The 22,548-nt window shown below is 71.3% G+C and carries 26 protein-coding genes; 15 read left to right on the top strand and 11 right to left on the bottom strand.

Annotated elements, in window-relative coordinates:
- Window positions 1-138: 138 nt before the first annotated feature.
- The 7 genes from lptC to ACS5RC_RS07105 all read left to right on the top strand — a co-directional run bounded on the left by lptC (window position 139) and on the right by ACS5RC_RS07105 (window position 5,958).
- Complete coding sequence (gene lptC, locus ACS5RC_RS07135; protein WP_478343128.1) at window positions 139-903, top strand: LPS export ABC transporter periplasmic protein LptC; 765 nt, start codon at window positions 139-141, stop codon at window positions 901-903.
- On the top strand, window positions 900-1,598 hold the full coding sequence (locus ACS5RC_RS07130; RefSeq protein ID WP_478343127.1) for an LptA/OstA family protein: 699 nt from the start codon (window positions 900-902) through the stop codon (window positions 1,596-1,598). Before lptC ends, ACS5RC_RS07130 begins: the two co-directional genes overlap by 4 nt.
- 56 nt (window positions 1,599-1,654) lie before the next feature.
- The gene (gene lptB, locus ACS5RC_RS07125; protein WP_478343432.1) at window positions 1,655-2,479 is read left to right on the top strand and encodes an LPS export ABC transporter ATP-binding protein; all 825 of its coding nucleotides are present in this window, start codon (window positions 1,655-1,657) and stop codon (window positions 2,477-2,479) included.
- Window positions 2,480-2,765: 286 nt separating this feature from the next.
- A complete protein-coding gene (gene rpoN, locus ACS5RC_RS07120) occupies window positions 2,766-4,319 on the top strand; it encodes an RNA polymerase factor sigma-54 (protein WP_478343126.1) in 1,554 nt (517 codons plus the stop codon).
- Between the two features lie 94 nt (window positions 4,320-4,413).
- Window positions 4,414-5,016 (top strand): ribosome hibernation-promoting factor, HPF/YfiA family, encoded by a 603-nt coding sequence (gene hpf, locus ACS5RC_RS07115; RefSeq protein WP_478343125.1) that lies wholly within the window; start codon window positions 4,414-4,416, stop codon window positions 5,014-5,016.
- 136 nt (window positions 5,017-5,152) lie between these two features.
- On the top strand, window positions 5,153-5,620 hold the full coding sequence (gene ptsN / locus ACS5RC_RS07110) for a PTS IIA-like nitrogen regulatory protein PtsN (RefSeq protein ID WP_478343124.1): 468 nt from the start codon (window positions 5,153-5,155) through the stop codon (window positions 5,618-5,620).
- On the top strand, window positions 5,617-5,958 hold the full coding sequence (locus ACS5RC_RS07105) for a hypothetical protein (RefSeq protein ID WP_478343123.1): 342 nt from the start codon (window positions 5,617-5,619) through the stop codon (window positions 5,956-5,958). Before ptsN ends, ACS5RC_RS07105 begins: the two co-directional genes overlap by 4 nt.
- Window positions 5,959-6,041: 83 nt before the next feature.
- On the opposite strand, the gene ACS5RC_RS07100 is transcribed toward ACS5RC_RS07105, so the two are convergent.
- The 3 genes from ACS5RC_RS07100 to ftsE form a co-directional block, all read right to left on the bottom strand.
- Entirely contained in the window at window positions 6,042-6,827 is a 786-nt protein-coding gene (locus tag ACS5RC_RS07100) for a YdcF family protein (RefSeq protein ID WP_478343122.1), read from the bottom strand.
- A 188-nt stretch (window positions 6,828-7,015) separates the two neighbouring features.
- Entirely contained in the window at window positions 7,016-7,981 is a 966-nt protein-coding gene (locus ACS5RC_RS07095) for a cell division protein FtsX (protein ID WP_478343121.1), read from the bottom strand.
- A 2-nt stretch (window positions 7,982-7,983) separates the two neighbouring features.
- Window positions 7,984-8,682 (bottom strand): cell division ATP-binding protein FtsE, encoded by a 699-nt coding sequence (gene ftsE, locus ACS5RC_RS07090; RefSeq protein ID WP_478343120.1) that lies wholly within the window; start codon window positions 8,680-8,682, stop codon window positions 7,984-7,986.
- Window positions 8,683-8,856: 174 nt separating this feature from the next.
- Between ftsE and ACS5RC_RS07085 the strand changes: the two genes are divergently transcribed.
- The 5 genes from ACS5RC_RS07085 to ACS5RC_RS07065 all read left to right on the top strand — a co-directional run bounded on the left by ACS5RC_RS07085 (window position 8,857) and on the right by ACS5RC_RS07065 (window position 11,816).
- Complete coding sequence (locus tag ACS5RC_RS07085) at window positions 8,857-9,669, top strand: zinc-ribbon domain-containing protein (protein WP_478343119.1); 813 nt, start codon at window positions 8,857-8,859, stop codon at window positions 9,667-9,669.
- A 107-nt stretch (window positions 9,670-9,776) separates the two neighbouring features.
- On the top strand, window positions 9,777-10,346 hold the full coding sequence (hpt, locus tag ACS5RC_RS07080) for a hypoxanthine phosphoribosyltransferase (RefSeq protein WP_478343118.1): 570 nt from the start codon (window positions 9,777-9,779) through the stop codon (window positions 10,344-10,346).
- Window positions 10,347-10,515: 169 nt separating this feature from the next.
- Window positions 10,516-10,881, top strand: a complete 366-nt coding sequence (locus ACS5RC_RS07075; RefSeq protein WP_478343117.1) for a response regulator — start codon at window positions 10,516-10,518, stop codon at window positions 10,879-10,881.
- 84 nt (window positions 10,882-10,965) lie between these two features.
- Window positions 10,966-11,325 (top strand): hypothetical protein, encoded by a 360-nt coding sequence (locus ACS5RC_RS07070; RefSeq protein ID WP_478343116.1) that lies wholly within the window; start codon window positions 10,966-10,968, stop codon window positions 11,323-11,325.
- 110 nt (window positions 11,326-11,435) lie between these two features.
- The gene (locus ACS5RC_RS07065) at window positions 11,436-11,816 is read left to right on the top strand and encodes a hypothetical protein (RefSeq protein ID WP_478343115.1); all 381 of its coding nucleotides are present in this window, start codon (window positions 11,436-11,438) and stop codon (window positions 11,814-11,816) included.
- Between the two features lie 221 nt (window positions 11,817-12,037).
- Here ACS5RC_RS07065 and ACS5RC_RS07060 read toward each other — a convergent pair whose 3' ends face one another.
- The 7 genes from ACS5RC_RS07060 to mdcA form a co-directional block, all read right to left on the bottom strand.
- The gene (locus ACS5RC_RS07060) at window positions 12,038-13,711 is read right to left on the bottom strand and encodes a formate--tetrahydrofolate ligase (RefSeq protein WP_478343114.1); all 1,674 of its coding nucleotides are present in this window, start codon (window positions 13,709-13,711) and stop codon (window positions 12,038-12,040) included.
- 288 nt (window positions 13,712-13,999) lie between these two features.
- On the bottom strand, window positions 14,000-14,866 hold the full coding sequence (gene mdcB, locus ACS5RC_RS07055; protein WP_478343113.1) for a triphosphoribosyl-dephospho-CoA synthase MdcB: 867 nt from the start codon (window positions 14,864-14,866) through the stop codon (window positions 14,000-14,002).
- Window positions 14,863-15,522 (bottom strand): malonate decarboxylase holo-[acyl-carrier-protein] synthase, encoded by a 660-nt coding sequence (gene mdcG / locus ACS5RC_RS07050; protein WP_478343112.1) that lies wholly within the window; start codon window positions 15,520-15,522, stop codon window positions 14,863-14,865. The genes mdcB and mdcG overlap by 4 nt, the downstream gene beginning before the upstream one ends.
- Window positions 15,515-16,249, bottom strand: coding sequence for a biotin-independent malonate decarboxylase subunit gamma (mdcE, locus tag ACS5RC_RS07045; RefSeq protein ID WP_478343111.1), 735 nt, complete (start codon window positions 16,247-16,249; stop codon window positions 15,515-15,517). The genes mdcG and mdcE overlap by 8 nt, the downstream gene beginning before the upstream one ends.
- Entirely contained in the window at window positions 16,236-17,150 is a 915-nt protein-coding gene (locus ACS5RC_RS07040; RefSeq protein ID WP_478343110.1) for a biotin-independent malonate decarboxylase subunit beta, read from the bottom strand. The genes mdcE and ACS5RC_RS07040 overlap by 14 nt, the downstream gene beginning before the upstream one ends.
- Window positions 17,151-17,154: 4 nt before the next feature.
- The gene (gene mdcC, locus ACS5RC_RS07035) at window positions 17,155-17,463 is read right to left on the bottom strand and encodes a malonate decarboxylase acyl carrier protein (protein WP_478343109.1); all 309 of its coding nucleotides are present in this window, start codon (window positions 17,461-17,463) and stop codon (window positions 17,155-17,157) included.
- Between the two features lie 55 nt (window positions 17,464-17,518).
- Entirely contained in the window at window positions 17,519-19,165 is a 1,647-nt protein-coding gene (mdcA, locus tag ACS5RC_RS07030; RefSeq protein ID WP_478343108.1) for a malonate decarboxylase subunit alpha, read from the bottom strand.
- 254 nt (window positions 19,166-19,419) lie between these two features.
- Between mdcA and madL the strand changes: the two genes are divergently transcribed.
- The 3 genes from madL to ACS5RC_RS07015 all read left to right on the top strand — a co-directional run bounded on the left by madL (window position 19,420) and on the right by ACS5RC_RS07015 (window position 21,464).
- Window positions 19,420-19,863, top strand: coding sequence for a malonate transporter subunit MadL (madL, locus tag ACS5RC_RS07025; protein WP_478343107.1), 444 nt, complete (start codon window positions 19,420-19,422; stop codon window positions 19,861-19,863).
- Between the two features lie 5 nt (window positions 19,864-19,868).
- Window positions 19,869-20,633 (top strand): malonate transporter subunit MadM, encoded by a 765-nt coding sequence (gene madM, locus ACS5RC_RS07020; RefSeq protein ID WP_478343106.1) that lies wholly within the window; start codon window positions 19,869-19,871, stop codon window positions 20,631-20,633.
- Window positions 20,634-20,774: 141 nt separating this feature from the next.
- Window positions 20,775-21,464: a GntR family transcriptional regulator gene (locus tag ACS5RC_RS07015; protein ID WP_478343105.1), complete on the top strand. Its 690-nt coding sequence runs from the start codon at window positions 20,775-20,777 to the stop codon at window positions 21,462-21,464.
- Window positions 21,465-21,552: 88 nt separating this feature from the next.
- Here the strand turns inward: ACS5RC_RS07015 and thrB are convergent, their stop codons facing one another.
- The gene (gene thrB / locus ACS5RC_RS07010) at window positions 21,553-22,515 is read right to left on the bottom strand and encodes a homoserine kinase (protein ID WP_478343104.1); all 963 of its coding nucleotides are present in this window, start codon (window positions 22,513-22,515) and stop codon (window positions 21,553-21,555) included.
- Window positions 22,516-22,548: the final 33 nt, after the last annotated feature.

The following is a 22,548-nucleotide window of genomic DNA, read 5'->3' as shown; positions in this document are numbered from 1 at the left end:
GAAACGCTCGGGCCATAACTTCGCCATGGGCCGAGCGCATCCGGCGGCGTGCCTGCGACGCGCGGGCACGCGGGGCCTCTCGGGGGCCGTTCCACAGCTCGCGGCCGCATTCCCAGGATGCACCGCTCGGATATGTCCATGCCGATGGTCGACGGTATCGTGACGAACGGACCTGCTGCCGGAAACGCGCGGCGGACCCGGGCGCATGCGCAGGCGCACCGGCACAGCGCCCGCGTGCGCCAGCTCCGACGCGTCATCCCGCTGGCCGCTGGCGGTGCGCTGCTGCTGGTGGCGGGCCTGGTCCTCAACCCGTTCGGGGCGAGCCTGCCGAATGTCAGCGTCGGCCCGGTGACCTTGTCGGGCACCAAGGTGCGGATGGACAACCCGCGCCTCTCGGGCTTCCGCAAGGGCGAGCGCGGCTACGAGGTCACCGCCGCGGCCGCGCTGCAGGACATGCGCAAGCCGAGCCTGATCGAACTCGAATCCATGCGCGGCCACATCGCCACCGACGACAAGGGCGGCCTCGCCCGGCTCGAGGCGGCCACCGGCCTGTTCGACACCACCCGCGAATCACTCGACCTGACCCGTGACATCCGGATCTGGACCGACAAGGGCGAGGAGGCGCGGCTCAACTCGGCCGCCGTGAACTTCAAGGCCGGCAGCGTCACCTCCAAGGAGACGGTGACCGTCACGGTCCCCAGCGGCTCCGTCGTGGCCGACGGTCTCGACGTGGTCGAGAACGGCCGCGTGATCTCCTTCATCGGCAACGTCCACACGGTGTTCCACGAGGACAAGCCCGCCAAGGCTCCCCCGAAGGCGGGCGACGCGCCAGGGCCCACGGTGGACGGCCACGCGTTGCGCCTGATGACCTCCGCGGCCGAGCCGCAGGACGGTGAGCGGTGAGGCCGGCCCGGCTCGCCCTCCTGATCGCCTGCCTCGCGGGTCCCGCTCTTGCGGCGGGCCAGAAGGAGGCGACGTCGCCGCTGGGCTCGCTCGGCGGCGGCAAGGAGCCGATCAAGATCGACGCCGACCGGCTCGATGTGTTCGACCGCGAGAACAAGGCGGTGTTCGCCGGCAACGTCGTCGCCGTCCAGGGCGACAGCACCATCCGCTGCTCCATCATGACCGTGCATTACAAGCGCGGCAAAGAGAAGGACGGCGCGAAGGATGCGGGCAAGGATGCGGGCAAGAGCGACAAGCCCGCCGAGGAGGCCCCCAAGCCCGCAGTGGCCACGCCCGAGAACGGCATCCAGAAGGTCGAGTGCGCCGGGCCCGTGACGGTCGTGCAGAAGGATCAGGTGGCCACCGGCGACAACGCCGTGTTCGATCAGGCGGCCAAGCGCATCGTGCTCACCGGCAACGTCGTGCTGAGCCAGTGCCAGAACGTCACCCGCGGCTCGCGCCTCGTCTACGACATGAATACCGGCCGGGCGAACATGGACCCGGTGGCGGGCGGGCGCGTCTCCGCGATGTTCGTGCCGGGCGAGAAGACCGACGCGAAGGGGGGGGCCGCCAAGGGCTGCCCGCCGCCGCCCGGAGCCAAGGCCGCGTCGAAGCCTGAGGCCGATCCCGTCAAGTCCCGGGCCCAGGCCAATTGAGCGACGCCGTCCCGTTCCACGTGACGGTGGATCCGTCAGGACCCGATCCCGGCCCGATGGATGCCGGCCCGCCCGCGCGCGCCGGCCGCCTCGGCCGCCTGTTCGGTCGCCGCGCCGCGGTCCCCCTGGGCGCGGCGGACGATGACGCGGCCGGCGGCCCCGGCATCCTCAGCGTGCGCGGCCTGCGCAAGAGCTATGGCGCCCGCACCGTCGTGCACGAGGCGGGCCTGACCGTTCGCACCGGCGAGGCGGTGGGCCTGCTCGGGCCCAACGGCGCGGGCAAGACCACGATCTTCTACATGATCACCGGCCTCGTCTCGGCCGACCGCGGGCACATCACCCTCGACGGACTGCCGATCACCCAGCTGCCGATGTATCAGCGCGCCCGGCTCGGCATCGGCTACCTGCCTCAGGAAGCCTCGATCTTTCGCGGCCTCAGCGTCGAGGACAACATCCGGGCGGTGCTGGAGGTGGCCGAGCCCGACCGCAAGGAACGCGTCCGCAAGCTCGAATCGCTGCTGGAGGAGTTCGACATCGCGCGGCTGCGCAAGTCGCCCTCGATCGCGCTGTCCGGCGGCGAGCGGCGGCGCTGCGAGATCGCCCGGGCACTCGCCTCCTCGCCGACCTTCATGCTGCTCGACGAGCCCTTCGCGGGCATCGACCCGATCGCCGTCGGCGACATCCAGGATCTGGTGAAGCACCTCAAGCAGCGCGGCATCGGCGTGCTCATCACCGACCACAACGTGCGCGAGACGCTCGGCCTGATCGACCGCGCCTACATCGCCCATTCGGGCCGCATCCTCACCGAGGGGACCCCGGAGGAGATCGTGGCGAACCCGGAGGCGCGCCGCCTCTATCTCGGCGAGGATTTCCGCCTCTGAGGCGCGGGCGCCCAGGGGCCGCCCGCAATCCATTCCGTTCCGAGGCCGAGCGTCGGCCGGCCGAAGCCGGGCGCAGACGGTTGGCGCAAAGCTTCCTTAAGCGCGCTCGACGATGATTGTGTGGCTTGGCTGCCACCTAGCCGCGATCGCGGCACAATCCGCGCTCCACCGCTTTGACGGGCAGGCCGGAAGGGTCTAAAGCTAAAGAAAATCAATTAAGCAAGAACTGTGCCGCACAGGCGCAGTGGTGTGTGGTCGATACGTCACCCAGAAAGGCGGGCGTCGCATGAGTCTGCTGCAACGGCTGGAAATGCGCCAGGGTCAAGCCCTGGTGATGACGCCGCAGCTTCTACAGGCGATCAAGCTGCTCCAACTCTCCCAGCTCGACCTGGCGGCCTATGTGGAGGCCGAGCTCGAACGCAACCCGCTGCTCGAACGGGCCGAGACGGCCGAGCCTGCGGACGCGGCGGCGGACGGTCCCGCCGAGAGCCGAGAGGGTTTCGAGGGGGCCGAGGAATCCTGGTCGGCGACCGAGATCGACCCGAGCCGCGGCGAGATCGACACCGGCTTCGAGACCCGCCTCGACAACGTCTTCCCGGACGACGCGCCCGCCGCCCGCGAGACCTCCACGGGCGACATGCTCTCGCTCACGCCGGCTCCCTATGGCAGCACCGGCGGCAGCTTCGACGCCGAGGCGCCCGACTTCGAGGCGACGCTCACCGCCGAGACCTCGCTGCGCGAGCATCTCGCGTCGCAGCTCGAACTCGCGACCCGCGATCCCGTCGACCGCCTGATCGGCAGCTTCCTGATCGACGCGGTGGACGAGGCCGGCTACCTCCGCGAATCGATCGACGCGGTGGCCGAGCGCCTGAATGCCGGGCTCGACCGGGTGGCGGGCGTGCTCCGGCTCGTCCAGAGCTTCGATCCCGCGGGCGTCGCCGCGCGCGACCTCGCCGAGTGCCTCGCGATCCAGCTGCGCGAGAAGGACCGCTTCGATCCCGCGATGCAGGCGCTCGTCTCGCGCCTCGATCTGGTGGCCAAGCGCGACTTCGCGGGCCTGCGCCGGCTCTGCGGCGTCGAGGACGAGGACCTCGTCGAGATGATCGGCGAGATCCGCCGGCTCGACCCGAAGCCCGGACGTGCCTTCGGTCCCAGCGCCGTCGAGGTGCTGATCCCCGACGTCTTCGTGCGCGCCGCGCCCGACGGCTCCTGGCTGGTCGAGCTGAACGGCGAGACGCTGCCCCGCGTGCTGGTCAACCAGAGCTACTATGCCCGCGTCTCCCGCAACGCCTCGGCCGAGGGCGACAAGGCCTTCCTGTCGGAGGCGCTGCAGACCGCGAACTGGCTGACCCGCAGCCTGGAGCAGCGGGCCCGCACCATCCTGAAGGTCGCCACCGAGATCGTGCGCCAACAGGACGGATTCTTCCTGCACGGGGTCACGCATCTGCGACCGCTGAACCTGAAGACGGTGGCCGAGGCGATCGGCATGCACGAATCGACCGTATCGCGTGTCACCTCCAACAAGGCGATCGGTACGAGCCGCGGCACCCTGGAGATGAAATATTTCTTCACCGCGGCGATTCCGGGCGCAGCCGGCACGGCCGCCCATTCCTCGGAGGCTGTCCGCCACCGCATCAAGCAGCTCGTCGACGGAGAGACCCCGAACGACGTGCTCTCGGACGACGCGCTGGTGCAGAAGCTGCGCGGCGAAGGCGTCGACATCGCGCGGCGAACCGTGGCCAAGTACCGAGAATCCCTTCGGATTCCCTCGTCCATCGAGCGCCGCCGCGAGCGCTACGCCCAGGGCGGCGCGATGGCCGGGACGGTTTCGGCCCGCTGACGGCGCGCCGGCCCCGATCGGGCCCGCGCTCCGTTGACATCTCCCGGCACGCCTCCTTAACTCGACCTCCACAACAAGCCTGAGCGGAGGGGACATGGGGGCATTGCGCGTCACGGGCCACGGCCTGGACCTCGGGGAGGCCCTGCGCGGCCGTGTCGAGGAGCGCATGACGGCGACCCTCGCCAAGTACCTCGACAGCCACATGAACGGGTCCTGCACCGGGCACGTCACCCTCCGGCGGGACGGCACCAGCTACCGTACGGACTGCGTGCTCCACCTCGTCTCGGGCCTGACCATCGAGGCTACGGGCGCGGATCACGATCCCCGGGCGAGCTTCGAGCAGACCGCCGACCGGCTGGAGAAACGCCTGCGCCGCTACAAGCACAAGCTGAAGGATCACGCCGCCGGGCAGACCAACGGCGCGGTCGAGGCGGCCTACGCGGTGTTCGCCGCGCCCGCGGAGGAGGAGCCGGAGCCGCCCGCCGACGAGGATGAGGGGGAATCCCACCCGCCGATCGTGGCCGAGAGCACCAAGACGCTCCAGCGCCACTCGGTCAGCGAGGCCGTGACCGCCCTCGACCTGACAGGCGCGCCCGTTCTGGTCTTCGTTCACGCTGGCACCGGGCGCATCAACGTCGTATATCGGCGCCGTGACGGCGCGATCGGCTGGGTGGACCCGCCGGAGGCTGTCGCCTGAGCGCGGTCTCCCCGGAACCCGCGCTTCCGACCCACGATTGACCATCCGGTAATCGGGGGGCGGTGCGCGATCCGCCCGCCCCACGCGACGGGACCGGGTTCGGCACCGAACCAGGCGAAGGGGCTGCAGTCCTCACATGCCAATCCTGGAATTCCTCGATCCGGATTCCGTGGTGCCGTCCTTGCGCGCCCGCGCGAAGAAGCAGGTGCTGCAGGAGCTGAGCGCGCAGGCGGTGCGTCGCCTGCCCGGCCTCGACGAGCGCGAGGTGTTCGAGACCCTGCTCCAGCGCGAGCGCCTCGGCTCGACGGGGATCGGCGATGGCGTCGCGATCCCGCACGGCAAGCTGCCGAACTTCGACCGTCTGTTCGGCCTCGTCGCCCGGCTCGACCGGCCGGTGGATTTCGAGGCCCTCGACGGCCAGCCCGTGGACATCGCCTTCCTGCTGCTCGCCCCCGAGGGCGCGGGCGCCGACCACCTGAAGGCGCTGGCGCAGGTGGCCCGTGTGCTGCGCGAGCCCGGCATCCTCGAGCGCATCCGCGCCGCCCGCGACGCGAGCGCGCTCTACGCGCTCCTCACCCACACCTCCGCGCCGCAGGCGGCATGAGCGTGGTGACCGTCGCGGTACGGATCACGGCGGCCCTCGCCTGCGGTCTCCTCGCTGGGCCGGCTCGGGCCCAGGGGGCGGGCGACGCCACCTGCCCGCGGGACGTGCTGGTGGCCCAGTCGATGCAGCGGCAGGCCCTCGACCAGCTCGAACAGGCCGACGGCGACGACGCCAAGAACTGCCGGATCTGGCGGCGCCACGTCGACACCATGCGGCGGGTGGCAAGCGTCTATGCCCGCTGCCTGTCGGGCTCGGAGCGCAACGCGCGCCTCGCCCAGGTGCAGGGGTCGGAGCGGGAATTCTCCGAGGCGATCAAGGCCCGCTGCAAGGGCCTCTGAGGCGCCCGGGTGCCGCGGCCGGTCCGCGATCGATCCCATCGTCGAACGGGCCCGCGGGCGGCGCTATCCCGGCCGCGCGGGCCTCAGTCGATGTGCCGCGCCAGCGGTTCGGCCACCATCTTCACCGGCTTGCCGCGGCCGATCAGGATCGCGGCGCGCGACCGCTCGGGGTCGGATTCGAAGCGGGTCCGAAGCCAGGCCGCCAGGAACTTGACGTACTCGCTGGCGAGCAGCTTGGCGGTCGCGGGGCATTGCCACCAGCGGCCCGCGTCGAAGCCCTCGGCCACGACCGGATGCGGCACGACCCGGTCGGCCCCCTGCAGGGCATGGTCCAGCTCGATCAGGGTGCGGGGCATGTGGTAGTTCGAGGTGACCACCGCGACCGTGCTGAAATGGTTGCGTCGCATCCAGCGCCGGGTCTCGATGGCATTGCCGATGGTGTTGCGCGCCCGGTAATCGAGATCGACGCAGCAATCGATCCAGTGACGCTGGGTCGGGTTGAGGCGGGCGATCTCGTCACGGCTCGTGCGCTCGTTCACGCCGGTGATCAGCAGGCGCCGGCCGTAGCCGCTGGCCAGGAGGTCGATCGCGTCGCCGATGCGCTGGGCGCCCCCCGTCAGGGCGACGATACCGTCTGCGCGGCCCTGGGGAACCCGCTCGATGCGGTCGAGGCCCTGCACGAAGCCGAGGAAGCCGAGCCCCAGGATCCCGCTGCCGAGTGCGGTCGCGGCCAGCGCGACGGTCACGGTCCGGGTCCGGCGCGGCCGCGCGGCCCGGAGCGGCGCAGCGCCTGCTCGCGAAGTCCGGCCAGAATCGTCCCAGCGCCAGCCGAAGGGCTCGGCGCGGTTCGGGTCTGAGGCGCACGGCATACGCGTGGACATTCTCCGGCAGGTTAGCGCCGATTGCGGCGGCGCGGAGGCGTGCCGCCGCCCGGGCCGCCAGTCCGGGCTCGACGGCCCCCATTTGCGTGAGCGAACGGTTGACGAAGAGTTAACGCAACGCGCCCGCGTGTCGATTCCCTCTCAGCGCCGCGACTCCAGGCCCTCCCTCCGCCGGATCAGGCGAGGAACCGGCGGACCGTCAGGCGGGAGACCACGCCGGTGACGACGGAGGCGATGATGCCGATGGCGAGCACGCTGGCATAGCCCCGCCAGCCGACGTGGAAGGCGCCGAACAGGGCCTCGATCTCGTCCCCCGCCGGGCCCGAGCGCCAAGCCTTGGCGAGGAGGGCGGCGAGGGCGAAGGCCAGCATCGCCGCCAGAGCCCCGAGCGCCCCGCCGCGCAGGCCCAGGCCGAAGAAGCGCCGCTGGAAGGCCTTGGCGATGAAGTCGTCGTCGGCGCCGACGAAATGCAGCACCTCGACCACCTCGCGGTTGCCCGCGACCGCGCCGCGCGTGGCGAAGGCCACGGCGAGGCCGGTGGCGACGAGGACCAGGGCGACGACGCCGATGCCCACGCCCACGAAGGTGTTGGCCATGGTCGAGAGCCGCTGCAGCCAGAGCACGTGGTCGTCGAGGCTCGCGACCCCCGGCATCGCCGCCGACAGGCTCTCGCGCAGGTGCTTCAGATCGGGCGCGGGCGACCCGAGCTTCAGGGTGATCAGGCGCGGCACCGGCAGATCGGAGAGATCGAGCCCGCTGCCGAGCCAGGGCTCGAGCAGGCGCTCCGCCTCCGCCTTGGAGAAGACGCGGGTGGAGCCGATGCCGGGCTCGGCCTTGGCCAGCGCATCGGCCCGCGCGATATCCGCGTCGATGTCGCGCCCCGGACCGGGGCGGACCTGGATCGTCACCTCCTGGGCCACGCTGCCCTGCCACTGGCTGGCGCTGGTCGCCACCACCTCGGCGGCGCCCGCGCAGAGCCCGGCGAGGAAGGTCAGGATCGCGATCACCGCCGCGAGCGAGCGGCTGGCGGCGGAATCCGTCGGCACCAGGGGGGCGTTGCGCCGGAGCGTCGCGGGCAGCCCCGGATCGGATTCGACCCGGCTCCGCGCCGCGGGGCCGACGCGCGGTTTCGTGCGGTCCACGCTCACTCCTCGATCCGCAGGCGGCCCTCGCCCAGCACCATGCGGCGGGCGGGCACGGCGTCCATGATGCCGAAATCGTGGGTCGCGATGATCACCGAGGTTCCGAGCTTGTTCAATTCGAGGAACAGCCGCAACAGGCGCCGCCCGAGACCCGGATCGACGTTGCCGGTGGGCTCGTCGGCGAGCAGCAGGTCGGGCCGCCCGATCAGCGCCCGGGCGATGGCCGCGCGCTGCTTCTCGCCGCCCGACAGGAGCGGGGGCAGGGCGTGCATGCGCTCGCCGAGGCCGACCCAGCGCAGCAGCTCCACCACCTCGGCCCGGTAGCTCGTCTCGGCCCGGCCCTGGACCCGCAGGGGCAGGGCCACGTTCTCGTAGGTGGTGAGGTGGTCGAGCAGGCGGAAATCCTGGAACACGACGCCCATGCGGCGGCGCAGGCCGGTGAGAGACCCGCTCGAGATCCCGCTCACCTCCTCGCCGAACACCGAGACGAGGCCCCGGGTCGGGCGCACCGAGAGCAGGATCAGGCGCAGCAGCGTGGTCTTGCCCGCCCCCGAGGGGCCGGTGAGGAACTGGAACGAATGCGGGGCGATCCTGAAGCTCACGTCGGACAGCACCTCGGGCCCGAGCCCGTAGCGCATGCCGACATTCTCGAACTGGACCACCGGCGCTTCCGCGCCGGAGAGCAGGCTTGCCGTCTTCACCGATGCGCAACCTCGGGGCCCGGCGACCGGCGAGCCCACCGGCCGGGATGACGTCCGGAGGCGGCGTTTTCAAGTCCGGCCGCCGCCCGGCCGCGAAACGCCGCTTCACCGGAGCTTAACCGCGTTCCCACACACTCGCTTAAGTCTTCCAGTCCGGTGCCCCGAGTCCCGCGCATGCTGATCGTCTGCCCGACCTGCGCCAGCGCCTACAAGGTCGATGCCGCGCGGCTCGGGCCGGAAGGGCGCTCGGTGCGCTGCGCCGCCTGTCGGGAAACGTGGTTCATCACGCCCGCCGACATGGTGGCGGCCGAGCCGCCCGAGCCCGAGCCGACTGACGAGCCCTCGGCCGAGGCCTGGGCCGAGGCCTCCGCCTCCGTGCGCAGCGCGGTGGGCGACGACGTGGTCGAGAACGTGCCCGCCGATCCCCCGGCGAAGTCGGTGCGGAGGAAGAGGGCCGCGCCCGGCAAGGGGCCGGTTCGCGGGCGCGCGCGGCTGTCGCCGGCCCTGGCGGCAGGCCTCGCGGCGCTCGCGGCGCTGCCTCTCGTCTGTCTCGCCCGCACCACGGTCGTGCGGGCGATGCCGCAGAGCGCCGGCCTCTACGCGCGCATCGGCCTCCCGGTGAACCTGCGGGGGCTGGAGATCCGCGACGTCGTGGCCCTCCGCACGCCCGCCGAGGACGGGCGGCCGGCCGAGCTCGTGGTCGAAGGCGACCTCGTCGGCGTGGGGCGCGCCGCGGTGGCGGTGCCCGCGCTCGCCGTCGAGGTGCGCGACGCGGCCGGCCAGCCCCTGCGCCTGCTCGCCATCCCGTCCCCGCGTCCCACCCTGGCCGAGGGCGAGACCGCCCGCTTCCACGCCGCCTTCGCGGATCCCCCGGTGCAGGGGAGGGCGCTTCAGATCCGCTTCGCCGATTCGGTGCCGAGCCCGACGGCTGCCGCGGCCCCCGGCCATACCCCGGAGCCGACGTCCGGCCTCGTCGCCGGCCACTGAGCGCGCGGATTCCGAGAGCGCGGCCGCGGCTCCCTGAGATCCGGCGAGTCCCGACCGTGCGCGAACCCTCTTGGCCGCGTACCGGGAAAAGTGGTCTAAGAAGCCGCATGACCATTCCCGCCCGCCGCGTCCGTGTCCTGTTCGATGAAGCCGCCATCGCCCGGCGCAACGACGAGCTGGCCGAGACGATCGTCTCGGCCAAGCCCGATGATCTCCTCGTGGTGGCGGTGCTGAAGGGCAGCTTCATGTTCGCGGCCGACCTGCTGCGCGCGCTGCACCGGGTCGGCCTGTCGCCGCACGTGGAGTTCGTCCACCTGTCGAGCTATCGCACCGGCACGGTCTCGTCCGGGCAGGTCGAGATCCTGCGCGACGTGCAGAGCGAGGTGCGCGGGCGCGACGTCCTGCTCGTCGACGACATCCTCGAATCGGGCCGTACGCTGGTCTTCGCCAAGGATCTGCTGATGGCGCGTGGGGCCCGCCGGGTGATGACCGCCGTGCTGCTCGAGAAGCCGGGCAAGCGCGCGGTGACGATGGACGCCGACTTCGTCGGCTTCACCTGCCCCGACGTCTTCGTGGTCGGCTACGGCATGGACGCCGCCCACGCCTTCCGGCAATTGCCCTTCGTCGGCGTGGTCGATTACGAGAATGTCGACCCCGACTTGTTCGGTGGCACCTGAAGGCTGCGCCGTCGGGAATGGAACCGCGGCCGAAGCGCGGCATTTTCGCAGGTGGGCCGTTTCTTGCGTGCGGTGCAGCGGATCGCGCTTGACACGCGCCCTGTTCGTCCGGTGACGATGTGGCCCGGCCGCTCAGGCGGATTGTTCGACAGGACGGTATCGGGCTCACATGGCGCGCATCCTGCTGGTGGATGACGAGGAAACGGTGCGGGGCTTCCTCAAGCGAGGCCTCGAGATCGACGGCCATGCCGTGGTCACGGCAATCGACGGCAGCGACGGCCTCGACCGGCTGAACGAGGCCGACGGCGGCTTCGACTTGATGCTGACCGACATCCGCATGCCGCTGATGGACGGCATCGCGCTAGCGCTGGCGGCCAAGCGCGACTTTCCCGAACTGACGATCCTGCTGATGACGGGCTTCGCCGATCAACGCGAGCGCGCCCGCGGCCTCGACGCGATCGTCATGGACGTGCTGACGAAGCCGTTTTCCCTGGCGGACCTGCGGGCGACCGTGAACCGGGCGCTCGCCGCTTGAGGCGGAGCGCGGACGCGGCGCATCGGCTTTTCGGCCTTCCTTAATCACGTCGCTTAGCGGCACTTTCAGGAAGCGCAACTTAGTGTGAGCCAGCGAGGCAATTCGCCTTGGCGATCACGATGGCGCTCGACGATGTACCGCGATGAGGCTCCGTATCCCGCCCGCATCAGCCGACACGAGATCGATGCGTGGGAGGACGACGATGACGACGACCGGCCCCGCCGAGGCCTGTTCTCGACGCTGTTCGGACTCCTGAAGCTCGCCCTGTTCCTCGGGCCGCTCGGCCTGTTCGGCTACGGCTACTTCTTTGCCGATTGCCGGTCGAACACCGGCTCCGGCATCGGCCAGTTCCTCACCGCCGGTGTGTGCGCGCGCAACGAGGTGATGAGCAATGCCTTCTCGATGCAGGACAATCTTAAGCTGATTCGTCGGATCATCGACTGATTCGAGCCGGCGGACGAACGGTGACGCGTCGCCGCGGGCATCCGGGCCGGTCGCGATCGGCCTCCTCCGCTCGACGTGTCATGCGGGCCGGCGCCCGGTGAGGTTCGACCATGCAGACCGTGTCATCCGAGACCCAGATCCCGAGGGCTGCAGCGGGAGCGGACGACGCCTTCGCCGAGCGCGTGGCGCGCATCGCGAAGCCCGGCGCCGAGGCGCCGCGCCGTCGCCGGCGGCGATCCTCCGTGCGCGAGCAAGGCAGCACGTTCAAGCTGGGCTGGAAGATCTGGCTGGTGATCGACATCGCCTGCCTGGTGGTGTTCCTCGCCGCCATCGTGATCTGGCCGCCGCTCCGCGTCTGTCGCCAGATCGCCGCCGAGACGGGCTTCTACGCGGGCGATTCGGTGGAGAAATGCACGCGGCGCGGCATCTCGGAGCGGGTCGACCGCGCCGATCAGCGCATCAAGATGCTGCTGCGCGGCTCGGGCCGCTGAGTACGGCCTGGGCCGACCGCCCTTCGTCCGCAGCCGCCCGGGATCGCAATCCCGGGCGGCTGTTTTCTGTCTGGGCGACGTGCCCGCCCCTTGAAGCGGGCTCTGCCTCAGCGGCAGCAGGCTGGAGCCGGTCCCGCTCGCGTGGCGACAGGACAGGCACCGGACCTCGTCGGGACCTGCGGTCTCTCGCCGAACCCGCATCCGGTCCGGCGACAAGCACGCTAGAACAGCCCGTCGATCTGCCCGTTCGCGTCGAGGCGGATGGTGTCGGCGGCCGGCACCCGGGGCAGGCCCGGCATGGTCATGATCTCCCCGCAGATCGCCACGACGAAGCCGGCGCCGGCCGAGAGACGCACGTCGCGTACGCCCACGATGTGGCCCTCCGGCGCGCCGATCAGGGTCGGGTCGGTCGAGAACGAGTACTGCGTCTTGGCCATGCAGACCGGCAGGTTGCCGTAGCCGTCCTTCTCGAAGGCGGCGAGCTTCTGGGCGGCTTTGGTCTCGATCTGGATGTCGGCCGCACCGTAGAGCTTGGTCGCGATGGCCTTGATCTTGTCGGTGAGCTTGGCCTCGGTCTGGTACGCGTAGGTGATCGGGCGCGCGCCCTCCTCGGCGAGCTTGACCACGGCCTGCGCCAGGGCCTCGGCGCCCGCGCCCCCCTCCGCCCAGTGCTTGCAGGTGATCGCCTCGACGCCGAGGCGCTCGCTGCAGAGCGCGCGCAGGCGGGCATGCTCGGCATCGGTGTCCGCGTAGAAATGGTTGACGGCGACCACAACAGGCAGGCCGAAGCCCCTCACGTTGTTGACGTGGCGCGCGAGGTTGGCGAAGCCCGCCTCCAGCGCCCCAACATTCTCCCCCCCAAGATCCTTCTTGTTGACGCCGCCATGCATCTTGAGCGCGCGCACGGTGGCCACGATCACCACGGCCGACGGGCTGATCCCGGCCTGCCGGCACTTGATGTCGAGGAATTTCTCAGCGCCGAGATCGGCACCGAAGCCCGCCTCCGTCACGGTGTAGTCGGCCAGCCGGAGGCCGGCTCGGGTGGCGATGACCGAGTTGCAGCCGTGTGCGATGTTGGCGAAGGGGCCGCCGTGGATCAGGGCCGGGTTGCCCTCCAATGTCTGCACGAGATTGGGTTGCAGGGCGTCCTTGAGGAGCACGGTCATCGCGCCCGTGGCCTTGACGTCCTTGAGCGTCACCAGCTTGCGGTCGCGGGTCTCGGCGATGACGATGCGACCGAGCCGCTCCTCGAGGTCCGCGAGATCCTTGGCGAGGCAGAACACCGCCATGACCTCGGAGGCCACGGTGATGTCGAAGCCGTCCTCACGCGGGAACCCGTTGGCGACGCCGCCGAGCGACTGGTTGATGGCGCGCAACGCCCGGTCGTTCATATCGACGACGCGGCGCCAGTGGATGCGGCGCACGTCGATGTTGAGCTCGTTCGCCCAGTAGACATGGTTGTCGATCAGAGCTGCAGCGAGGCTGTGGGCCGCCGTGATCGCGTGGAAGTCGCCGGTGAAGTGCAGGTTGATCTGTTCCATCGGCACGACCTGCGCCTTGCCGCCGCCGGCGGCGCCGCCCTTCATGCCGAAGCAGGGGCCGAGCGAGGGCTCGCGCAGGCAGATCATGGTCTTCTTGCCGATGCGGTTCAGTGCGTCGCCGAGACCGACCGTCGTGGTGGTCTTGCCCTCGCCGGCGGGCGTCGGCGAGATCGCGGTGACGAGCACCAACCGGCCCTCGGATCGCCCTTCGAGCGAGGCGATGAAGCCGTGATCAAGCTTGGCGATGAACTTGCCGTAATTGTGCAGCGCGTCGTCCGGTATGCCGAGCCTCTCGGCCACCTGCGCGATCGGCTTCAGGGTCGCCGCGCGGGCAATCTCGATGTCAGAAGGCATGGTTTCCTCACCCTAGATGGCACGAGTTCCTCGTGCGGCGTCCGGTTGCCGCGTTCCCGCGCGGGCGCCGCCGGCTATTGCCGTGCTGTGCCTGCGCGACCAAGCCCTATAGGGGCCGAGTCGACGCGCCATCCCATCAGTTTGCGTCAAGGTTCGGCGAAAAGCGCGTCGAAATTTTTCGACGTGCCGACAAATTAACTTTCGGCTCCGACGCTTAGAGCCCATTCGGGTTTGACGGGACCGGCGCTCCGTCCCGTCGCACCACATCCTGGCTCGCGATGCCACGGATTAGCAGGTTTCGGACTCGTAGGCCTCGACGAACAGCGTCATCGCCAGGAGGTCCGCCGCGCCGCCCGGGCTCAGGCGGCGCGCCACGAAGGCGCGGTGGATCGCCTCCGCCTCCCCGCGCCAGTCCTCCCGTGCCACCCCGCCGCGACTGATGAAGGCGCCCGCCGCAGCGCGAGCAAATGTGTAGCCGGCTATTCCGCCGCGATGGAGTAGGTTCGTGTCCTCCAGATCGGCGATCAGGGCAAAGCAGGACTCGACCTGGGCCGCGGATGCGTCGCCTGGACGGAGGCGGCGCCCACGGCGGAGCGCCGGCAGTCCCACCCGATAGAGCGTCTGGAAGCCGCTCGCCGCCTCTGCCGGGGCGCCACCCACCGCGTGGCGCCGCCGGACCCGCGCACCGGGAGCATGTAGAAGAACGGGCCCATCCAGGATGGCGCGGGCGTGGCGCGCTCGCACGTGGGCGCCGAGAGCGCCGGGCGCGAGGGGCGTTGGGCCTGTACGGAGCGCGCCGGCCGCCGCCGTCAGGAGCCCGAGGCCGAAGATCGCGCCTCGATGCGTATTCACGCCGGCCGTCGCTGCCCGCATCGCCGCCTCGGCGGCGATGCCGATCCGGCGAAGCGCATCCATCTCGAGGTCCGCCGCGCCCGCCCGGGCGAGGTCGGCGAAGAACGGCTCCAGCGCCGCCGCGCTGCGCCCGAAGGTCGCCGCGTCCATGTCGGTGTGGCTACCGCTGTCGATGTGGCTGACGAGGCCGGGCTTCGGATAGGTCTCGACCTCACGGCGCAGGGCCGCGACGGCGACCCGCGCGATGGCCTCCGCGTCGCAGGGAGGCGCGGGGCGCGGGCGCGCCAGGGCGGCGCTCCTCACGCGGCGATCTCCGGACGCAGCCCGGCCACGGCGCGCAGTTCGATCCGGTCGAGGGATTTCGCCAGCACCGTGCCGCCGGGGGGAGCCGCATGCAGCTCGCGCCAGTGCAGTCCCGCGCCGTCGGACAGGATCAGCTCGCCGTCGAGGCCCATCGGCGCTCCTTCGGCGATGCGAGCGATTCCGGCGAGGAGGCCCGGGGGCACCGCGCCGGTGAGCGGCCAGAGCAGGTCGAGGTCGGACCCGGCCGAGAGGTAGGGCAGCTCGGTTATCGCCTGCCAGAGCAGGCTGCCGAAGGGTCGGGGCGCGAGGCCGTGGCGGGCGGCGAGCGCCAGGAGCGCGTCGACCGTCGAGCGCCAAGCGGCGGGCCCCACGTCGCGAACCTCCGCCAGGGTCGGTCCCGGGATCGGCCGCACTTCCTCCCGGGCCAGCGCGAGGCCGATGCGGCGTTTGCCCGCCGCGGGCGGCAGGGGCAGCCCGAGGGGCAGCCGGTCCGACGTCTCGCCGGGCGCGTAGCGGCGCATGATCAGCGGCCGGCCGCGCTCCGCCCAATCGGCGAGATGGGGCAATCCGTCGAGGTCCGGCCGGGTCCGCAGCAGGGCCGCCCAGGCGGCGGGATCGGGCCGGACGAGATCGTGTCGCCGGAGCGCCTTAGGCAAGGGGCGCCTGCTCGGCGAGCCGGGCCTGCACGACGACGCGCTCGGCGATCCCCCGCGCTTCCGGCCGGCCGCCGCGCTCGGCGCCGAGGACGTCGCGGTCATCGGTCTCCGGCAGGCCGGCGATGACGGCGCGGAGTTGCGGCCCCAGCGGCGCGGCGGGATCGAGCACCGCCTGGACGGCGCCCGCGGCCATCATGTTGTCGATGCCCGGCGCGAAGACCGGCGTCGACTTCGCCATCGCCTCCAGAGTGTCGAGGGGGAGCTTCGTCACCCGGGCGACCGAGGGCAGGTCCATCACGCTGGGGTTGGCGCCGGGCAAAGCCACCAGCACCCGGGTGGCGAGCGCGGTGGCGATGAAGGCGCCCGCCGCCGAGTGGCCGTAGATCAGCCCGACCGTCGGATGACCCGAGCGGTCGGCGAGCAGCAGCGCCTTGGCGAGGTGGGCGAGGCACTCGTTGATGCCGAGGAGCTCGTCGCGCCGGCTCATGCGCTGGCTGTCGGAATCGACCATGACGAGGATCGGGGCTCGGTCCCCGGCCCGCACCGCGTCGAGAACCGGGCGGGCCAGCGCCAGCGCCCCCTCGACGCCGAGCGGCGTGTCGCCATCGATGCCGATCACCGTGATCCGGCCCTCCGCGAAGGGGCCGTGGCCGGTGATCAGGCCGTCCTGCACGGCAACCGCGTGGCCCTCGGGGAAGAGCGAGGCGAGAATCTCAGCGAGCGTCATGGTCGGCCTCCACGCGGGCGACGGTCTCGTCGAAGGCGCGCGTCTCCATCGCGGGCACGGCGGCCGGATCGTTGACGCCGAGCCGCGCCCAGATCTCGGTGGCGTCGCGGCAATCGCCGAAGCGGGCGATCCGGGCCTCCAGACGCGCCTGCTCGGCCTCGAGGGTGGCGAGGTCGAAGGCCGGCGCGCGCCCGATCAGGTCAAGCGCGGCGGCGCGGAAGGCCGCCACCGTGTCGTCCGCGTAGGCGTCGGCGCCCCCGATCAGCCGGCGGTGCTTGCCGCCCATGGTGCGCCAGACCAGCGCCCGGTCGCGCGAGTCGAACTCCTCGGCGCCCTTGTTTGTCTCGATCACCTCCGGGCCCGAGACCGAGATGCGCCCGCCTTCCGAGACGGCGAGCCGCGAGCAGGTGGCGGCGATGAGCCCGCCTCCGCCGTAGCAGCCGGCCCGCCCCCCGATCAGCCCGATCACCGGCACACCCTCGGCGCGCAGGTCCGCGATCGCCCGCATCGCCTCGGCGATCGCCGTCTCGCCGGCATTGGCCTCCTGCAGGCGCACGCCCCCGGTGTCGAACAGGATCAGCACCCCCGCCGGCCGGATCTCCCGCGCCGCCCGCAGGAGGCCGATCAGCTTGGCCCCATGGATCTCGCCGAACGCGCCGCCCATGAAGCGACCCTCCTGCGCGGCGACGAGGACCGGGCGGCCGTCGAGGACGGCCCGACCGACGACGATGCCGTCGTCGAAGGCGCGGGGCAGCTTGAACAGGGGCAGGTGCGGGCTCATCCGGCGCTCGGTCGGGCCGAGGAACTCGCGAAAGCTGCCCGGGTCGCAGAGCGCGGCGACGCGCTGGCGCGCGCTCGCCTCATACCAGCTCAACGTCCGGGAATCGGTCGTCTCGGCCATCGCCTCAGGCCTCCATCAGCCGGGCACCCTGGAGCAGGCGCAGGGACACCGTGTCGGGGCGAGCGCCCCCATCGTTGATGCTGATCCGCAGGCCGCCGGGCTGCACCCGGGCAACGAAATCGGCGATCACCGCCTCCCAGACCGGACCGTAGCCGCCGATCGGCGTCTCGATCGCGACTTCGCAGGCATCGGGCGGCAGCACCCGCTCCAGCAGGATCTCGAGGTTGCCCGAGGCTACCACGCCGGTGATCGCGCTCGGCACCGTGCCAGGGAGCGGCTTCGTGGTGGCGTGGCGGTAGGTCAGGGATTCCATCGCGGGGACTCCTCGCGGGCCGGTCCCGGCCCGATACGGCGGACGCGCGCGGCGCTCACCAGTTCCTGAATTTGGCCGGCGGCTCGTAGAGCCCGCCCGACCAGTGCACGAGATCCTTGATCGAGCGCGCGGCGAGCAGGGAGCGGTCGGCGTCGAGGGGCTCGATGCCGAGATCCTCCGGGCGGCGCACGATGCCTCGCGCCCGCAGGCGCTCGACCATCGCCCGGTCGCGGCCGCGGCCGATGGCGGTGTAGCCGGCCACGCCGCGGATCGCCTGCTCCCGCTCGTCGGCCGTGCGGCAGAGCAAGAGGTTAGCGATGCCCTCTTCGGTGACAATATGCGTGACGTCGTCGGCGTACACCATCACGGGGGCGAGCTCGAGCCCGGTCTTGCGCGCCAGCTCGAGGGCGTCGAGGCGCTCGACGAAGGCCGGCACCAGCTTGTCGCCGAAGGTCTCGACCAGCTGCACCACGAGCTTGCGCCCGCGCATCAGGGCCGGATCGCCGGTGATCTGCGCCTCGCGCCCCGCCTTCATCCAGGTGTCGGAGGGGTGGCGCCGCCCGTGCGGGTCCGAGCCCATGTTGGGCGCGCCGCCGAAGCCCGCGACGCGGTCGCGCGTCACCGTGGAGGAATGGCCCGCCAGATCGATCTGCAGGGTCGAGCCGATGAACAGGTCGCAGGCGTAGAGCCCGGCCGTCTGGCAGAAGGCCCGGTTCGAGCGGAGCGAGCCGTCGGAGCCCGTGAAGAACACGTCCGGCCGCTCGCGGATGTAGCGGTCCATGCCGACCTCCGAGCCGAAGCAATGGACCTGCTTGACCCAGCCCGATTCGATCGCCGGGATCAGAGTCGGGTGCGGGTTGAGCGCCCAGTGGGTGGCGATCCGCCCCTTCAGCCCGAGCCGCTCGGCATAGGTCGGCAGCAGCAGCTCGATCGCCGCGGTGCCGAAGCCGATGCCGTGGTTGAGGCGCCGGATGCCGTACTCGGCGTAGATGCCCTTGATCGCCATCATGGCCATCAGGATCTGGGTCTCGGTCATCGCCGCCGGATCGCGGGTGAAGAGCGGCTCGACGTAGAAGGGCCGGTCGGCCTCGACCACGAAGTCGATCCGGTCGCCCGGGATGTCGACGCGGGGCACCCGGTCCACGATCGCGTTGACCTGGGCGATGACGAGACCGTTCTTGAAGTGCGTCGCCTCGACGACGGTCGGCGTGTCCTCGGTGTTGGGGCCGGTGTAGAGGTTGCCGTCCCGGTCGGCCGAGACCCCCGCGATCAGCGCGACGTGGGGCGTGAGGTCGACGAAGTAGCGGGCGAACAGCTCCAGATAGGTGTGCACGGCCCCGAGCTGGATCTGCCCGCCGTAGAGCATCCGGGCGATCCGGCCGCCCTGGGGCCCGGAATAGGAATAGTCGAGCCGCTTGGCGATGCCGGTCTCGAACACGTCGAGATGCTCCGGCAGCACGATGCCCGATTGCACCATGTGCAGGTCGTGGACCCGGGCCGGGTCGCAGGCCGCGAGCCCCCGGGCGAGGCAATCGGCCTGCTTCTGGTTGTCGCCCTCCAGGCAGACCCGGTCCCCCGGGCGCAGCACCGCCTCCAGCAGCGCCACCACGTCGGCCGCGCGCACGATCTTGCCGGCCGCGTGCGCGCGCCCCGCACTGATCCGGGCCTCGCGGGCCGCCCTCTCGCCGCACCAGTCGGTCATCGCCCCGTCCCCGAGCCTAGCCGTATACAGAGAAATGCGTTCGGCCGACTTATGTATCTCATAAGCGATTAAATTCCGCAATCGGTATCCAAGATTGCGATCAATGAAAGATCGTGCATATTGGCGGGAAGCCGAATCAATCGGCGCCGGAAGGAGACGTCCCATGGAAAGGACCCGCCCATGAGAAACGCCTGCGCGCTGCCCGTCGGGGCGCCCCGAGACCCGGCGACGCCCGCCTCGCGCGGAGGCCGGCCATGATCGTCCTCGGCGTCGCCCTCCTGGCGGTCTGCACGCTGGTCGGCACCTTCATCGGGGATCTGCTCGGCGTCGCCCTCGGCGTGAAGGCCAATGTCGGCGGCGTCGGCATCGCCATGATCCTGCTCATCGCGGCCCGCGTCTGGCTCGTCCGCAGCGGTCGCCTCAGCAAGGGCGTCACCTTCGGCGTCGAGTTCTGGGCGGGCATGTACATCCCGATCGTCGTCGCCATGGCGGCCCAGCAGAACGTGGTGGCGGCGGTGAGCGGGGGCCCGATCGTGATCATCGCGGCGGTCGGCAGCGTCCTGATCTGCTTCGCCGCGGTGGCGCTGCTCAGCCGGATCGGCCGGCGCGACGCGGGCAGCGCGACCGTCGAGCACGGCGGCGCCGTCATCGGCGACGGGGAGGGCGGGGCGCCCGCGTTCCCGGTCCGGAAGGGGTGATCACCATGCTGCACATGATCGAGCACGTCTTCATCGAGCAGAGCCTGGTCGCCGCCTTCGCGGTGATCGGAGCCCTGATCCTGGTCTCCAACCTCGTGGGGAAACGCCTGACGAACGGGCGCGTTCACGGCTCGGCCATCGCCATCGTGCTGGGCCTGGTGCTGGCCTATGCGGGCGGCCTCGCGACCGGCGGCCAGAAGGGCCTCGCCGACATCCCGGTCTTCGCCGGGATCGGCCTGATGGGCGGGGCGATGCTGCGCGACTTCGCGATCGTCGCCACCGCCTTCGAGGTCGACGTGGCGGAGGCGCGCCGCGCCGGGCTGATCGGCGTCGTGGCGCTGGCGCTCGGCACCATCCTGCCCTTCATCGTCGGCAGCCTGACGGCCATCGCCTTCGGCTACCACGACGCCGTGAGCATCACGACGATCGGCGCGGGCGCGATCACCTACATCGTCGGCCCGGTGACGGGGGCGGCGCTCGGCGCCGATTCCACCGTGATGGCCCTCTCGATCGCCACGGGCGTGACCAAGGCCGTGATGGTGATGGTCGGCACCCCGCTGGTCGCCCGGCTGATCGGGCTCGACAACCCGCGCTCGGCCATGGCCTTCGGCGGCCTGATGGGCACGGTGAGCGGCGTCGCGGGCGGGCTCGCCGCCACGGACCCGAAGCTCGTGCCCTACGGCGCGCTCACCGCCACCTTCCACACCGGAATCGGCTGCCTCGTCGGCCCGTCGGTGTTTTTCTTGACGATGCGCGCCCTCGTCGGCTGAGTGGATCCCGGGATCGGCACTCGGTAGGTTTCGCGAAAGCGGCCACCGGTTTTGCGTCGAAAACCTGCGCTCCATCAAGGAGCTAAGCAGGTTCGCGTTGGCACGCCAACGCGAACCTGCTTAGATCGACGTGCGATCGGGATGGGAGCCGGACGGGGCATGGACGACGAGAGCGTCGAGGAGCGCGAGCTTCTCTCGGACCGGATCCGCAACGCGCTCACCGACGCGATCGCCTCCGGGAGCCTCGCGGCCGGCACGGCGCTGGACGAGCAGGATCTCGCCTCCCGCTTCGGCGCCTCGCGCACGCCGGTGCGGGAGGCCCTGCGGCAGCTCGCCTATAACGGCCTCGTCGAGGTCCGCCCCCGCCGCGGCGCCGTGGTCACCCGCACCACCCCGGAGCGCCTCGCGGAGATGTTCGAGACCACCGCCGAGATCGAGGCTCTGTGCACCCGGCTCGCCACCCACCGGATGACCCCGCTGGAGCGCAGCCACCTGATCGACCTGCACGAATCCTCCGCCGCGATGGTGGAGGCGGATGATCTCGACGCCTACGACGCGTTCAACTTCCGGTTCCACGAGACGCTCTACGGCGCGACCCACAACGCCTTCCTGGCCGAGCAGGCGCTGGCATTGCGCGGGCGCCTCGCCGCGTTCCGGCGCACGCAATTGCGCCACGGCGACCGCATCCGCCGGTCGCGGGCCGAGCACGGCGAGATCCTGGCGGCGATCGCGGAGGGCGACGGCGAGGCGGCGGCCCGGCGCATGCGCGCCCACATGCTCAACGCGGCCTCCGCGCTCGGGCGCTACATCGCCGAGCACACGGGCGGGTAGGGGGCCTTTCGGGTCCGCCCTGGCCCTTCGGGGCCGCCACGCGGCCTTTCGGGGCCGCCGCGGCCTTTCGGGGCCGCCGCGCGGCCTCTCAGGGCCGGCCGTAATCCCCGGCGTCGCGCGCCTGCCGGTGGAAGGCGAGGCGGCGGTCGTACTCGCGCGGGTCCTTGGGCTGGACCAGGGCGCCCGGCGGCACGTTCAGCCAGTCGACGAGGCGGGTCAGCATGAAGCGCAGGGCCGCCCCGCGGCAGAGGATCGGCAGAGCCGCGACCTCGACGGGCTCGAGCGGGCGCACCGCCTCGTAGCCGCCGATGAGGGCCGCGGCCATGTCGCGGTGGAATCGGCCGTCGGCCGAGAAGCACCACGCGTTGAGGCAGATCGCGAGGTCGTACGCGAAGGCGTCGGTGCAGGCGAAGTAGAAGTCGATCAGGCCCGACAATCCGTCGCCGATGAAGAACACGTTGTCGGTGAACAGGTCGGCGTGGATCACGCCCCCCGGCAGCCCGCTCGGCCAGGCGGATTCGAGCAGCGCGAGGTCGGCGCGGGTGCGCTCGGCGAGCCCCGGCGAGACGGAATCGGCCTGGCTCTCGGCTTGGACGAAGAGCGGGCGCCACGCGGCGACCGAGAGGGCGTTCGGCCGGCGCATGCCGAAGTCGCGGCCGGCCTCGTGCAGCTGCGCCAGCGCCCGGCCGAGCGACCCGCAATGGCCGGCGCCCGGCTCCTTGACCGAGACGCCCTCCAGGAAGCTGACGATCACCGCCGGGCGGCCGCAGAGCCGGCCCAGGGCGCCGCCCGCGCGGTTGCGCACGGGCTGCGGGCAGGCGATGCCGCGCCGGGCGAGATGCTCCATCAGGTCGAGGAAGAAGGGCAGGTCGTCCGCGTTCACCCGCTTCTCGTAGAGGGTGAGGATGAAGTTGCCCGCCGTGGTGTGCAGGAAGAAGTTGGTGTTCTCGACGCCCTCCGCGATGCCCTTGTAGGACAGCAGCCCGCCGATGTCGTAGGCGGCGAGGAACGCGCTGAGCGCCGCGTCGGGAACCTCGGTGTAGACGGCCACGTGTCGCGCGCTCTGGGTTCGGGGTGCCGGGAT

This window comes from Methylobacterium sp. HJ2 (assembly GCF_056431005.1).
This window is presented reverse-complemented; position numbering and strand designations above follow the sequence as displayed.

Excerpts from the sequence above, each read along its gene's own strand:
- lptC (WP_478343128.1), top strand. The coding sequence starts at position 139 with ATGCCGATGGTCGACGGTATCGTGACGAACGGACCTGCTGCCGGAAAC.
- lptB (WP_478343432.1), top strand. The coding sequence starts at position 1,655 with ATGGATGCCGGCCCGCCCGCGCGCGCCGGCCGCCTCGGCCGCCTGTTC.
- rpoN (WP_478343126.1), top strand. The coding sequence starts at position 2,766 with ATGAGTCTGCTGCAACGGCTGGAAATGCGCCAGGGTCAAGCCCTGGTG.
- hpf (WP_478343125.1), top strand. The coding sequence starts at position 4,414 with ATGGGGGCATTGCGCGTCACGGGCCACGGCCTGGACCTCGGGGAGGCC.
- ptsN (WP_478343124.1), top strand. The coding sequence starts at position 5,153 with ATGCCAATCCTGGAATTCCTCGATCCGGATTCCGTGGTGCCGTCCTTG.
- ACS5RC_RS07105 (WP_478343123.1), top strand. The coding sequence starts at position 5,617 with ATGAGCGTGGTGACCGTCGCGGTACGGATCACGGCGGCCCTCGCCTGC.
- ACS5RC_RS07100 (WP_478343122.1), bottom strand. The coding sequence starts at position 6,827 with ATGCCGTGCGCCTCAGACCCGAACCGCGCCGAGCCCTTCGGCTGGCGC.
- ACS5RC_RS07085 (WP_478343119.1), top strand. The coding sequence starts at position 8,857 with ATGCTGATCGTCTGCCCGACCTGCGCCAGCGCCTACAAGGTCGATGCC.
- hpt (WP_478343118.1), top strand. The coding sequence starts at position 9,777 with ATGACCATTCCCGCCCGCCGCGTCCGTGTCCTGTTCGATGAAGCCGCC.
- ACS5RC_RS07075 (WP_478343117.1), top strand. The coding sequence starts at position 10,516 with ATGGCGCGCATCCTGCTGGTGGATGACGAGGAAACGGTGCGGGGCTTC.
- ACS5RC_RS07065 (WP_478343115.1), top strand. The coding sequence starts at position 11,436 with ATGCAGACCGTGTCATCCGAGACCCAGATCCCGAGGGCTGCAGCGGGA.
- ACS5RC_RS07060 (WP_478343114.1), bottom strand. The coding sequence starts at position 13,711 with ATGCCTTCTGACATCGAGATTGCCCGCGCGGCGACCCTGAAGCCGATC.
- mdcE (WP_478343111.1), bottom strand. The coding sequence starts at position 16,249 with ATGACGCTCGCTGAGATTCTCGCCTCGCTCTTCCCCGAGGGCCACGCG.
- ACS5RC_RS07040 (WP_478343110.1), bottom strand. The coding sequence starts at position 17,150 with ATGGCCGAGACGACCGATTCCCGGACGTTGAGCTGGTATGAGGCGAGC.
- mdcC (WP_478343109.1), bottom strand. The coding sequence starts at position 17,463 with ATGGAATCCCTGACCTACCGCCACGCCACCACGAAGCCGCTCCCTGGC.
- mdcA (WP_478343108.1), bottom strand. The coding sequence starts at position 19,165 with ATGACCGACTGGTGCGGCGAGAGGGCGGCCCGCGAGGCCCGGATCAGT.
- madL (WP_478343107.1), top strand. The coding sequence starts at position 19,420 with ATGATCGTCCTCGGCGTCGCCCTCCTGGCGGTCTGCACGCTGGTCGGC.
- madM (WP_478343106.1), top strand. The coding sequence starts at position 19,869 with ATGCTGCACATGATCGAGCACGTCTTCATCGAGCAGAGCCTGGTCGCC.
- ACS5RC_RS07015 (WP_478343105.1), top strand. The coding sequence starts at position 20,775 with ATGGGAGCCGGACGGGGCATGGACGACGAGAGCGTCGAGGAGCGCGAG.